11 protein-coding genes are annotated in these 12,363 nt (G+C 67.8%); all 11 read left to right on the top strand.

From position 1 onward, the window contains the following. The first annotated feature begins 84 nt into the window (after positions 1-84). The gene (locus GZ67_RS20145) at positions 85-675 is read left to right on the top strand and encodes a hypothetical protein (protein ID WP_051662452.1); all 591 of its coding nucleotides are present in this window, start codon (positions 85-87) and stop codon (positions 673-675) included. After that, the gene (locus GZ67_RS0109950; RefSeq protein WP_029263348.1) at positions 672-1,007 is read left to right on the top strand and encodes a hypothetical protein; all 336 of its coding nucleotides are present in this window, start codon (positions 672-674) and stop codon (positions 1,005-1,007) included. Before GZ67_RS20145 ends, GZ67_RS0109950 begins: the two co-directional genes overlap by 4 nt. Positions 1,008-1,154: 147 nt before the next feature. Beyond that, positions 1,155-2,732 (top strand): Rieske 2Fe-2S domain-containing protein, encoded by a 1,578-nt coding sequence (locus GZ67_RS0109945; RefSeq protein ID WP_029263349.1) that lies wholly within the window; start codon positions 1,155-1,157, stop codon positions 2,730-2,732. 84 nt (positions 2,733-2,816) lie between these two features. Next, positions 2,817-3,347: a bifunctional pyr operon transcriptional regulator/uracil phosphoribosyltransferase PyrR gene (gene pyrR / locus GZ67_RS0109940; RefSeq protein WP_029263350.1), complete on the top strand. Its 531-nt coding sequence runs from the start codon at positions 2,817-2,819 to the stop codon at positions 3,345-3,347. Continuing rightward, positions 3,344-4,309: an aspartate carbamoyltransferase catalytic subunit gene (locus GZ67_RS0109935; protein ID WP_029263351.1), complete on the top strand. Its 966-nt coding sequence runs from the start codon at positions 3,344-3,346 to the stop codon at positions 4,307-4,309. The genes pyrR and GZ67_RS0109935 overlap by 4 nt, the downstream gene beginning before the upstream one ends. Continuing rightward, positions 4,306-5,610 carry a dihydroorotase gene (locus GZ67_RS0109930; protein ID WP_029263352.1) on the top strand — a complete coding sequence of 435 codons (1,305 nt, stop codon included), beginning with the start codon at positions 4,306-4,308 and terminating at the stop codon, positions 5,608-5,610. Before GZ67_RS0109935 ends, GZ67_RS0109930 begins: the two co-directional genes overlap by 4 nt. Then, positions 5,607-6,119, top strand: coding sequence for a PH-like domain-containing protein (locus GZ67_RS0109925; RefSeq protein ID WP_029263353.1), 513 nt, complete (start codon positions 5,607-5,609; stop codon positions 6,117-6,119). Before GZ67_RS0109930 ends, GZ67_RS0109925 begins: the two co-directional genes overlap by 4 nt. Then, positions 6,116-7,294 (top strand): glutamine-hydrolyzing carbamoyl-phosphate synthase small subunit, encoded by a 1,179-nt coding sequence (carA, locus tag GZ67_RS0109920; RefSeq protein WP_029263354.1) that lies wholly within the window; start codon positions 6,116-6,118, stop codon positions 7,292-7,294. The genes GZ67_RS0109925 and carA overlap by 4 nt, the downstream gene beginning before the upstream one ends. After that, positions 7,294-10,581, top strand: coding sequence for a carbamoyl-phosphate synthase large subunit (gene carB, locus GZ67_RS0109915; RefSeq protein ID WP_029263355.1), 3,288 nt, complete (start codon positions 7,294-7,296; stop codon positions 10,579-10,581). The genes carA and carB overlap by 1 nt, the downstream gene beginning before the upstream one ends. Continuing rightward, a complete protein-coding gene (gene pyrF / locus GZ67_RS0109910; RefSeq protein WP_029263356.1) occupies positions 10,578-11,423 on the top strand; it encodes an orotidine-5'-phosphate decarboxylase in 846 nt (281 codons plus the stop codon). The genes carB and pyrF overlap by 4 nt, the downstream gene beginning before the upstream one ends. Continuing rightward, positions 11,416-12,327 carry a guanylate kinase gene (gene gmk / locus GZ67_RS0109905; protein ID WP_029263357.1) on the top strand — a complete coding sequence of 304 codons (912 nt, stop codon included), beginning with the start codon at positions 11,416-11,418 and terminating at the stop codon, positions 12,325-12,327. The genes pyrF and gmk overlap by 8 nt, the downstream gene beginning before the upstream one ends. The last annotated feature ends 36 nt before the right edge of the window (positions 12,328-12,363 follow it).

The raw sequence follows: 12,363 nt of genomic DNA, 5'->3' as shown, positions 1-12,363 counted from the left end.
TGCAACAATAGTGACGGCTACACCGGCTCTCGCCGAGGAAGGTACGTCCTCATATGGTGAGGAGGATCCAGAGATGGCGTTTCCATGACCGTAGGGGAGTTCTCGCTCGGGATATCTCTCCCCAATGCAGCAACCTCAGGCCCCGCCAGTACGCTAGAGAACGGCGCCGTCGCGTTTGCCTCTGGCGGTGAGAGCTCCAACGCCGTCGTTCCAACGGAGGGAGGCGTACAGCTCCTCTCGGTCATCGAGAATGAACTGGCGTCCGAGTCTTACGCGTATGGCCTGTCGATTCCCGCAGGGCACAGGCTCGTGGCGACCGACGAAGGCGGGGCGCAGATCATTGACGCGCAAGGTGTGACCAAGGTGGTCTTTGAGCCGGCTTGGGCCCGCGACGCCAATGGCGAGGCAGTACCAACGCATTACATCGTCGAGGGAACGACCTTGACGCAGATCGTCAAGCATCAGGAGCTCAGCGACGTGGCGTACCCCGTCGTTGCCGATCCTCTCCCCCTGGTCGTCATCGTCGTGACGACGATTGCGATGATCGTCGTTGCCGCGGCGGTACTCGGTGTCGCTACGTGGATCGTTGTCAGCTGGTGGAACACGTGCCGGGCGATGGGGAAGTATCCCGAGCTGTCCACGAAGAATGGCTTCACTGCCAGGTGCGTACGATGACGAGCGCTGAAGGGGCGATCGGAATGCGCGGCTCGGCTTCGTCGATGGTTGGCTATTGCCTGGTCGTTCTCCATTCACTCCTCATCTCGGTCGGGATCGTGCTCGTCGGATGGATGCTATGCGCGGCCGTGGCGTTCGGCGGCGGGACGACGATCGCGATTCCATTTATCGCGACGTTTCGCGGCGCTGCCGGACGGGAGTATGCTCCGGCCGTGACGATCACCGGATCCGTAGGCGCCACTGCTCTCCTGATAGTCGCATTGGCAGCGCTCATCACCTTGTTGGTCATCGGAGCGGCCCGCCTGCGATACCCCCACGGCTCCAACGCCTGAAGTGTGGCACGGCGGCCTCGCGCGGCGATGTGTCGGTGAGGCCGCCGCGGGTTCTTCGACGCCTGACCGGAATACTCACGGCGAGGTCGACCGGGCCCACAGGGAGCCCTCGGTACAATCAAACGGTTCACTTTCGGGAGGAATGCAATGCGGATCACGGGACTCGGCCACGCCGGGATGTTCATCGAGACCTTGGGCGGGAACATCATCTGCGACCCGGTCCTCGGGCCTTCTTTCTACGGATCCTGGTTCCCGTTCCCCGACAACCGAGGGCTCGACTGGGAGCGTTTCGGGCGTGAGGCCGACTTCCTCTGGATCTCGCACCGCCACCGCGACCACTTCGACCCGAAGCTGCTCGAGCGCTACATCCGCAAGGACATCGAGGTGCTTCTTCCGGAGTACCCGACCGATGACCTCGAGAAGGACATCCGCGCGCTCGGCTACACGAACATCACCTACGCACCCGCGGGTCGGATCATCGAGCGCGGTGAGCTCAAGATGATGATCACACCGCTGCGCGCGCCCAGCGACGGTCCGATCGGCGACTCCTCCCTGAGCGTCGACGACGGTACCGGCTCGGTGCTCAACCAGAACGACTCGCACCCGCTCGACCTCGAGAAGCTGCTCGATTTCGGCAAGCCCGACGCGTACTTCACGCAGGTCTCCGGAGCTATCTGGTGGCCCATGGTCTACGACCTGCCGCTGGATGCCAAGCAGAACTTCGCTCGGCTCAAGCGCGAGGCGCAGAACAAGCGCGCCATGTACTACATCGAGAAGGTCGATGCCCCGCACGTCTTCCCGATGGCCGGCCCGCCCATGTTCCTCCGCGACGACCTGTTCGACTTCAACGGGCTCGGCAAGAACGGCGAGTCTATCTTCACGGATCAGAAGCAGTTCCTCGCGCACATGAAGGAACTCGCGCCGCAGTACGACGGCCAGCTCTTCATCCCCGGCACCGTGGTCACGGTCGATGGGGGAGCAGTCACGAGTGAGCAGACCCTCTACACCGAGGCCGAGATCGCGCACATCTTCGATGAGAAGTGGGACTACCTCGAGGAGCAGCGCGCGAGCCGACAGCAGGAGATCCGCGATGAGGAGGCCTCTCGCGCCGAGATCATCCCGCCCGCGGAGATGCTCGAAGCCCTCAAGACGTGGTGGGAGCCGCTGCTGAAGAAGTCCCGCACGATCCGGCTCGGCGTCGGTGGCTGCGTGCGCTTCCGCATCGGCGAGCTCGACATGGTCGTCGACTTTCCGCGCGCGAAGGTCCGCGAGTACGCGGGCGAAGAGTGCGTGTACTGGTACACCATCCCCGCCGATCTGGTGTCGACCAACATCGTCGACCACGAGATCGACTGGTCGAACTCGATCTTCCTCTCGATGCAGTTCTCCGTGGGCCGCAGCGGCAAGTTCAACGAGTTCCTCACCACGTTCCTCAAGTGCCTGTCGGTCGACCGCATCGAGTACGTCGAGAACTGGTATCAGGAGCAGACCGACCAGACCGAAGACACCGAGATCGGTGACTGGGTCGTTCAGCGTCGCTGCCCGCACCTGCGCGCAGACCTCACCCGCACCGGCACGGTCGACGAAGACGGGATCCTCACGTGCAGCATGCACGACTGGAAGTGGGATCTGAAGACCGGGCGCTGCCTTTCCACCGCCGGTCACGCGATCCGTTCGTCGAAGATCGACGACGTCACCGATCCGGTGCTGCAAGAGGCCAGCTGACCCTCGGGAGCCTCATCGCTCCGATACACTGGCATGACAAGCAACCTTTAACACCGTCCTGTGAGGCGGAGAAGGGAGCGGCCGATGAGCATGCGCACCGTGCTGCACGAAGCCGACATCTCACGAGCGCTGACCCGTATCGCGCACGAGATCCTCGAGTCCAATCGAGGCGCCGAGAACCTCGTCCTGCTGGGCATTCCGACCCGGGGCGTCACTCTCGCCCACCGACTCGGCCTGCTGATCAGCGAGATCGCACAGCAGTCCGTCCCGGTCGGATCGCTCGATGTCACGCTGTTCCGCGATGACCTCGCCAAGCACCCGACCCGTTCTCCGCAGCCGACCGAGATCCCTGTGGGCGGCATCGACGGCAAGACCGTCGTCCTCGTCGACGACGTGCTCTTCTCCGGTCGCAGCATCCGCGCCGCTCTCGACGCGATCCAGTCCATCGGACGCCCCGCCGTCGTGCGCCTCGCGATCCTCGTGGACCGTGGGCACCGTGAGCTTCCGATCCGGCCGGACTTCATCGGCAAGAACATCCCCTCCGCCCGCACCGAACGGGTCAACGTGCGCCTCCTCGAGAACGACGGGGCCGAGGAGGTGACGATCGGCGAATGAGACACCTCCTCGACACACGCACCCTCGACAGGACCACTGCCCTGCGCATCCTCGACGTCGCCGAAGACATGTCCGACACGCAGTCGCGCGAGGTCAAGAAGCTCCCGACTCTGCGGGGCAAGACGGTCGTCAACCTCTTCTTCGAGGACTCGACGCGCACGCGCATTTCGTTCGAAGCCGCCGCCAAGCGACTCTCCGCCGATGTCATCAACTTCGCCGCGAAGGGCTCCAGCGTCTCGAAGGGCGAGAGCCTGAAGGACACCGCGCAGACGCTCGAGGCGATCGGTGCCGATGCGGTCGTGGTCCGTCACCCGGGCTCCGGTGCGCCACAGACCCTCGCGACCAGCGGGTGGATCTCGGCGGGGGTGGTGAATGCCGGCGACGGCACCCACGAGCATCCGACGCAGGCGCTGCTCGACGCCTTCACGATCCGCAAGCGCCGGTTCGGGGTCGACAGCCGCGGCCAGGACCTGAGCGGAATGCGGGTCGTGATCGTGGGCGACGTCCTGCACTCACGGGTCGCCCGCTCGAATGTCTGGCTGCTCACCACGCTCGGCGCCGAGGTCACCCTGGTGGCTCCGCCGACGCTGGTTCCGCAGAACGTCTCGCTCTGGCCGGTCCGGGTCGTGTACGACCTCGATCACGCGCTGGCGGACGAGCCGGACGCGGTGATGATGCTGCGCATCCAGCTCGAACGGATGAACGCCGCGTATTTCCCGACTGAGCGGGAGTATTCCCGCCGCTGGGGCCTGGACGCGCGGCGAGTGGCGGCTCTTCCGGGCGGTAGCATTGTGATGCACCCCGGCCCCATGAACCGGGGACTGGAGATCTCTTCGGAAGCAGCCGATTCCCCCCGTTCGACGGTGCTGGAACAGGTCACGAACGGGGTGTCCGTCCGCATGGCGGTGCTGTACCTGCTGCTGGCAGGAGAACGAGACGACGAACGAGGGGGAGACCTGTGAACGAGACCCTCGTCATCACCGGCGCACAGCTTCTCGGTGCCGAGAGCGCCGACATCATCATCGAGGACGGCCGGATCGCCGAGATCGGCAGCGGGTTGAGCCGCTCCGGCGCCCGCGTCGTCGACGCGGCGGGACTCGTCGCGCTGCCCGGACTCGTCGACCTGCACACGCATCTGCGCGAGCCGGGCTACGAAGCGTCCGAGACGATCCTCACCGGCACGAGGGCTGCGGCCGCCGGCGGCTTCACGGCCGTCTTCGCCATGCCCAACACCTCGCCGGTCGCCGACACCGCGGGTGTGGTCGAGCAGGAGCTCGCCCTCGGTGAAGCAGCCGGCTACGCCACCGTGCAGCCCATCGGCGCGGTCACCGTCGGCCAGAAGGGCGAGCGTCTCGCCGAGCTGGGCGCCATGGCGACCTCCCGCGCGCAGGTCCGCGTCTTCAGCGACGACGGCTTCTGCGTGTTCGACCCGCTGATCATGCGCCGTGCGCTGGAGTATGTGAAGTCCTTCGGGGGAGTCATCGCCCAGCACGCGCAGGATCCCCGCCTCACCGAGGGCGCCCAGATGAACGAGGGCACGGTCTCGGCAGAGCTGGGCCTCGCAGGCTGGCCCGCCGTCGCCGAGGAGTCGATCATCGCCCGCGACGTGCTGCTCGCGGAGCATGTCGGCTCGCGCCTGCACGTCTGCCACCTCTCCACCGCGGGGTCGGTGGACATCATCCGCTGGGCCAAGAAGCGCGGTATCGATGTCACGGCCGAGGTCACCCCGCACCACCTGCTGCTGACCGACGAGCTGGTGCGCGGATACGACGCGCGGTACAAGGTCAACCCGCCGCTGCGCCGGGAAGAGGATGTGCTCGCCGTGCGCGAGGGCCTCGCCGACGGCACGATCGACATCGTGGCCACCGACCACGCCCCGCACCCGAGCGAACACAAGGCGTGCGAGTGGCAGGCTGCCGCGAACGGCATGGTGGGCCTCGAGAGCGCGCTGCGCGTCGTGCACCAGTCGATGGTGCAGACCGGACTGCTGGAGTGGTCCGATGTCGCACGCGTGATGAGTGCGACGCCGGCGCGCATCGGCCGACTCGCCGGTCACGGCACCCCGCTCGAGGTCGGTCAGCCGGCGCAGATCACGCTCTACGACGCCTCCGTCGACGGCGTCTTCACCGAAGCGGATCTGCACGGCCGCAGTGTGAACTCGCCGTACCTCGGCAGGGCTCTTCCCGGACGGGTCGAATACACGATCCACGGGGGCGTCCTCACGGTCGACGGCGGCAACGTCGTCGAGGAGCTCGGCGCATGAGCGCTCGGGATCTCGCCGTCGCGATCACGATCGCGGTCGCGCTCCTGGTGCTGCTCACAATGCTCTTCGCCTGGCGACGACGAATCCGCCGCGACTCCGTGTTCACGGCCCCGCTGGGGGTTCCGGAGCATGCGGAGGTCTCCCGCCGCGACGAGGTGCTGTACGTGTCGACGACACGGCACGAGCAGCCGCTCGAGCGTCTGGCGGTGTCGCCCCTCGCGTACCGGGCCCGCGGCGAACTCGCCCTCACGGATCGCGGCATCGCCCTCTGCCTCGACGGCGAGCCGACGGTGTTCCTCGCGAGCGCCCGGCTCGTCGCCGTCGACCGCGCCACGGTCACGATCGACCGGGTCGTCGAGCCCGGTGGCCTCGTGCGCATCGCCTGGAACATCGACGACGACACGATCGTCGACAGCTACCTGCGGCTCGCCACCGGCGACCCGCGGACTCTCATCTCCGACCTGCAGCGGCTCGTCCCCGCCGCCCCCGACACAGGAGCAACGTCATGACACTCTCGACACCCCCCGGACAGGCCCGCGCGGCCCAGCTCCCCGATCCCGCAGTCCTCGTCCTGGAAGACGGCACCCGCCACACCGGACGCGCCTACGGCGCCCGCGGACGCACCCTGGGCGAAGTCGTCTTCGCGACCGGCATGTCCGGTTACCAGGAGACGATCACCGACCCCTCCTACGCGGGCCAGATCGTCCTGCAGACGGCACCGCACATCGGCAACACCGGCATGAACGACGAGGATGCGGAATCCCGTCGCATCTGGGTCTCCGGATACATCGTGCGCGACCCCTCGCGTGTGGTCTCCAACTGGCGTGCGAACGCCTCGCTCGACGACGTGCTCGTCGAAGACGGCATCGTGGGCATCAGCGGCATCGACACCCGGGCGATCACCCGCCACATCCGCTCGGCCGGCTCCATGCGCGGCGGAATCTTCTCCGGCCCGGATGCCGCCCTCGATCCGGAGGAGCAGGTGCGCATCGTCCGCGAAGCGCCCGAGATGGCGGGACGCAACCTCTCCGCCGAGGTCTCGGTCGACGTCGCGACCATCACGACGGCGATGGGCAACCGGATCGGCAACCTCGCCGTCCTCGACCTCGGCGTGAAGCAGGCGACGATCGACAACCTCGCCGCCCGCGGCTTCGAGGTGCACGTGCTTCCGCAGGATGTCACGATCGACGAGATCCGGGCGATCGACCCCGTGGCGGTCTTCTACTCGAACGGCCCCGGTGACCCCGCGGCCTCCGGCGACCACGTCGAGCTGCTCCGCTCGGTGCTCGATGACGGCCTCCCGTTCTTCGGCATCTGCTTCGGCAACCAGCTGCTCGGTCGCGCGCTCGGCCTCGGCACCTACAAGCTGCCCTTCGGCCACCGCGGTATCAACCAGCCGGTGCTCGACAAGCAGACCGGCAAGGTCGAGATCACGGCCCACAACCACGGCTTCGCGGTCGAGGCGCCCCTGGAGGGCTCCTTCGACAGCCCGAACGGCTACGGCAAGGTCGAGGTCAGCCACGTCGGCCTCAACGACAACGTCGTCGAGGGTCTCCGCGCCCTCGACATCCCGGCCTTCTCGGTGCAGTACCACCCCGAGGCGGCGGCCGGCCCGCACGATGCCAACTACCTCTTCGACAGGTTCCGCGACCTGGTCATCGCCAGCCAGAAGGACTCCAAGTAATGCCCAAGCGCGACGACATCAACTCCGTCCTCGTCATCGGCTCCGGCCCGATCGTCATCGGTCAGGCCTGCGAGTTCGACTACTCCGGCACCCAGGCGTGCCGCGTGCTCCGTGAAGAGGGTGTCCGGGTCATCCTGGTCAACTCCAACCCGGCCACGATCATGACCGACCCCGACTTCGCCGACGCGACCTACATCGAGCCGATCACCTGGCAGGTCATCGAGACGATCATCGCCAAGGAGCGCCCCGACGCGATCCTCCCGACCCTCGGCGGCCAGACCGCGCTGAACGCGGCGATCGAACTGCACAACCACGGCATCCTCGAGAAGTACGACGTCGAGCTCATCGGCGCGAACTTCGAGGCGATCAACAAGGGCGAGGACCGCCAGATCTTCAAGCAGCTGGTCCTCGATGCCGGTGCCGACGTGGCGGATTCCCGCATCGCCCACACGATGGACGAGGTTCTCGCGGCCGCCGACGAGCTCGGCTACCCGCTCGTGGTCCGCCCGAGCTTCACGATGGGCGGCCTGGGGTCCGGCTTCGCGTACGACGAGAGCGACCTGCGTCGCATCGCCGGTGCGGGCCTGCGCGACTCGCCCACCACCGAGGTGCTCCTGGAGGAGTCCATCCTCGGCTGGAAGGAGTACGAACTCGAGCTCATGCGCGACACGGCCGACAACACGGTCGTGGTCTGCTCCATCGAGAACGTCGACCCGGTCGGCGTGCACACGGGCGACTCGATCACGGTCGCTCCCGCGCTGACCCTCACCGACCGCGAGTACCAGAAGATGCGCGACATCGGCATCGACATCATCCGTGCCGTCGGCGTCGACACCGGTGGCTGCAACATCCAGTTCGCGGTTGATCCGTCGAACGGCCGCATCATCGTCATCGAGATGAACCCGCGCGTCTCGCGCTCCAGCGCCCTGGCCTCGAAGGCGACGGGATTCCCGATCGCCAAGCTCGCGGCCAAGCTCGCGCTCGGCTACCGCCTCGACGAGATTCCGAACGACATCACCGGCGTGACACCGGCGAGCTTCGAGCCCACGCTCGACTACGTCGTGGTCAAGGTGCCGCGCTTCGCGTTCGAGAAGTTCCCGGCGGCCGACGCGACGCTGACCACGACCATGAAGTCGGTGGGCGAGGCGATGGCGATCGGCCGCAACTACGCGACCGCGCTGCAGAAGGCGCTCCGCTCGCTGGAGAAGCGCGGATCCAGCTTCCACTGGGGCCCGGAGGAGCGCTCGGTGGAGGAACTCCTCGAGATCTCGAAGATCCCGACCGACGGCCGGATCGTGACGCTGCAGCAGGCGCTGCGCAAGGGAGCGACCGTCGAGCAGGCCTTCGACGCGACCGCGATCGACCCGTGGTTCCTCGACCAGATCGTGCTGATCAACGAGGTCGCCGAGATCGTCCGCACGGCTCCCGAGCTCGACGCCGCGACCCTCCGGTACGCCAAGGAGCACGGCTTCTCCGACGCGCAGCTCGCCGAGATCCGCGGCACGAACGAGGCAGAGGTGCGCGGCGTCCGCCACGGCCTCGGCATCCGCCCGGTGTACAAGACGGTCGACACCTGCGCCGGCGAGTTCCCGGCTCTCACGCCGTACCACTACTCGAGCTACGACTACGAGACCGAGGTGGCACCGTCCGAGCGGACCAAGGTCGTCATCATCGGCTCGGGCCCGAACCGCATCGGTCAGGGCGTCGAATTCGACTACTCGTGCGTGCACGCCTCGTTCGCGCTGTCGGACGCCGGCTTCGAGACCGTGATGGTCAACTGCAACCCGGAGACCGTGTCAACCGACTACGACACCTCCGACCGCCTGTACTTCGAGCCGCTGACGCTCGAAGACGTGCTGGAGGTGCTCGACGCGGAAGCCGCGAGCGGAACCATCCTCGGCGTCGTGTGCCAGCTCGGCGGCCAGACGCCGCTCGGGCTCGCGAAGGGCATCGAGGCAGCCGGGTACACGGTGCTCGGCACCAGCCCCGAGGCGATCGACCTGGCCGAGGAGCGCGAGCTCTTCTCCCGTCTGCTCGACGAGGCAGGGCTCGTGGCGCCGCGAAACGGCACCGCGATCGACGTCGAGGGCGCCGTACGCATCGCCGAGGAGATCGGCTACCCGGTGCTGGTGCGCCCGAGCTTCGTGCTCGGCGGACGCGGCATGGAGATCGTCTACGACACCGCGTCGCTGCGTGACTACTTCGTGCGCACCGCGGGCGAGGTCGTCATCGAGGAGGGCAAGCCGCTCCTGGTCGACCGCTTCCTCGACGACGCGATCGAACTCGACGTGGACGCGCTCTACGACGGCACCGATCTGTACATCGGCGGCGTCATGGAGCACCTCGAAGAGGCCGGCATCCACTCCGGCGACTCGAGCTGCACCTTGCCTCCGGTCTCGCTCGGCCGCACCGATGTGGACCGCGTGCGCGAGGCCACTCTGGCCATCGCGAAGGGCGTCGGCGTGCGCGGACTGCTGAACGTGCAGTTCGCCATCAGCGCCGGTGTGCTCTACGTCATCGAGGCGAACCCCCGCGCCAGCCGGACCGTGCCCTTCGTCTCCAAGGCGCTCGGCATCCCGATGGCCAAGGCCGCGAGCCGTGTGATGACCGGTTCCACGATCGCCGAGCTGCGCGCCGAGGGCATGCTGCCGGAGCAGGACGGATCCCGCGTTCCGCTCGACGCCCCGGTGTCGGTCAAGGAGGCCGTGCTCCCGTTCAAGCGGTTCCGTACGGCCGACGGCAAGACGGTCGACTCCATCCTCGGCCCGGAGATGCGCTCCACCGGTGAGGTCATGGGCATCGACCGTGACTTCCCGACAGCGTTCGCGAAGAGCCAGGCCGCGGCCTACGGCGGCATGCCCACCTCGGGCACCGTGTTCATCTCGGTCGCCGACTCGGACAAGCGCGCCGTGATCCTGCCCGCGCACCGACTGCAGCAGCTGGGCTTCACGATCGTCGCGACCGAGGGCACCGCCGAGATCCTCTCCCGTAACGGCATCGCCGTGACCGTCGTCGAGAAGTTCAGTGCGACGCAGGAGTCCGGGGCGAAGAACATCGTCGACCTCATCAACGAGGGGGCGATCGACATCGTCGTGAACACCCCGTCTGGCGGGGCGGCCCGTGCCGACGGGTATGAGATCCGCGCGGCAGCGGTCGCCGCTGACAAGGCCCTGTTCACGACCATGGCCGTGCTCGGCGCCGCGGTGAGCGGCATGGACGCGGCCCACGAGGGCTTCCAGGTCAAGAGCCTCCAGGAGTACGCGCTGGAGCGGAAGGCGGCACTGTGAGCGCACGCTTCGGCGAGCGAGTCCGCGCGGCGCTGCACGCACGCGGACCGCTCTGCGTCGGCATCGACCCCCACGCCGCGTTGCTCGCGGCGTGGGGGCTGAGCGACGATGCGCAGGGCGTCCGCGAGTTCGGCCTGCGCACGGTCGAGGCCGCTTCCGGGCGGGTGGGCATCGTCAAGCCCCAGGTCTCGTTCTTCGAGCGCTTCGGCTCCCAGGGCATCGCCGCACTCGAAGATGTTCTCGCAGCGGCACGCGCGGCCGGTCTCGTCGTGATCGCCGACGCCAAGCGGGGAGACATCGGTTCGACGATGGACGACTACGCGCGTGCGTGGCTGACTCCGGGTTCGCCACTGGAGGCCGACGCGCTCACGGTCAACCCGTTCCTCGGAGTCGGTGCTCTCGACGGGGCATTTGCGCTGGCCGCCGACCACGGCAAGGGGCTGTTCGTGCTCGCCGCGACCAGCAACCCCGAGGCCGAACTCCTGCAGCGCTCCACCGGCTCGACGGGTGCGACGGTGTCCGCCGCTGTCATCAGCGAGGTCTCCGCTCGCAACGCCGCGGAGTCAGCGGCAGGGGAGTGGGGGAGCTTCGGTTTCGTGATCGGCGCGACCGTCGACTGGACCCTGGCCGGCATCGAACCCTTCTCCCCAGCAGCTCCCATCCTCGCTCCCGGCTTCGGCGCCCAGGGGGCCACGCCGGCCGACCTGCGTCGCCGCTTCGGCCCGATGTCGGAAGCGGTGATCGCGAGCGAGAGCCGCAGCATCCTCTCGGCGGGTCCCGCGGATCTGGCCGTGGCGATCACCGCACGCGCCGCCGAGTACCGCGAGGTGGCCGGTGTCTGACGCGCAGCGCACGGTTCCCGAAGTCGACAGGGCTGCTGCGGCACGCCGCGCCGTGGAGCGGCGGCGCGCCAGGGCTTCGGTGAAGCGCGATCTCACGATGCGGGTGGTGACCCCGCAGACCGTTCTGCACCGCGCCACCGCGGATGCCGACTCCGTCGAGGGGTCGATGCGCATCACCGACTTCCTCCTCGCTCTCCCCGCGATCGGTGCCGGCAAGCGCGACCGGGTACTGGAGGAGCTGCAGATCTCTCCGGTCAAGCGCCTCGGTGGTCTCGGAGCTCGTCAGCGCCGGGTACTCGAGGAATGGCTCGACACGCGCTTCCCCGCGCCGAGCGCGCGAGGAGCGCGGAGTCGACTCCTCGTGCTCGCCGGCCCCACCGCGGTCGGCAAGGGCACGGTCGCCGCGCACATCCGCGAGCACAACCCGGAGATCCACCTCTCGGTGTCAGCGACCACACGGCCCCCGCGCCCCGGCGAGATCCACGGCGTGCACTACTACTTCGTCGACGACGCGGAGTTCGATCGGCTGATCGCCGACGGGGAACTCCTCGAGTACGCGGTGGTCCACAACAAGTCGCGCTACGGCACGCCGCGGGGGCCCATCGACGAGGCTCTGGCCGCAGGCAAGACCGTGCTGCTCGAGATCGACCTGCAGGGCGCTCGTCAGGTGCGCGCCGCAGAACCCGCCGCGACGCTCATCTTCCTGCTGCCTCCGAGCTGGGACGAACTGGTGCACCGGCTGGTCGGCCGTGGCACCGAGGATGCCGAGGAGCGCGCCCGTCGACTGCGCACCGCGAAGGGCGAACTCGCCGCTCAAAACGAGTTCGATCACCTCATCGTGAACGAGGACGTCGCCACGGCGGCCCGCGAGGTCGTAGAATTGTCTTCAAGCTCTGCGCGCTGAGCGTCTTCGCGCGCCATTTCGCACCGACTTCGCGAC

Source organism: Microbacterium sp. Cr-K20 (assembly GCF_000708325.1).
In the GTDB taxonomy this organism is placed as follows: Bacteria; Actinomycetota; Actinomycetes; order Actinomycetales; family Microbacteriaceae; genus Microbacterium.
Note: the sequence above shows the minus strand (reverse complement) of the source record. Positions and strands in the feature narration are given on the sequence as shown.

Bases quoted from the DNA above. Each gene is read 5' to 3' on its own strand.
- GZ67_RS20145 (WP_051662452.1), top strand. From the start codon at position 85: ATGACCGTAGGGGAGTTCTCGCTCGGGATATCTCTCCCCAATGCAGCA.
- GZ67_RS0109950 (WP_029263348.1), top strand. From the start codon at position 672: ATGACGAGCGCTGAAGGGGCGATCGGAATGCGCGGCTCGGCTTCGTCG.
- GZ67_RS0109945 (WP_029263349.1), top strand. From the start codon at position 1,155: ATGCGGATCACGGGACTCGGCCACGCCGGGATGTTCATCGAGACCTTG.
- pyrR (WP_029263350.1), top strand. From the start codon at position 2,817: ATGAGCATGCGCACCGTGCTGCACGAAGCCGACATCTCACGAGCGCTG.
- GZ67_RS0109935 (WP_029263351.1), top strand. From the start codon at position 3,344: ATGAGACACCTCCTCGACACACGCACCCTCGACAGGACCACTGCCCTG.
- GZ67_RS0109925 (WP_029263353.1), top strand. From the start codon at position 5,607: ATGAGCGCTCGGGATCTCGCCGTCGCGATCACGATCGCGGTCGCGCTC.
- carA (WP_029263354.1), top strand. From the start codon at position 6,116: ATGACACTCTCGACACCCCCCGGACAGGCCCGCGCGGCCCAGCTCCCC.
- carB (WP_029263355.1), top strand. From the start codon at position 7,294: ATGCCCAAGCGCGACGACATCAACTCCGTCCTCGTCATCGGCTCCGGC.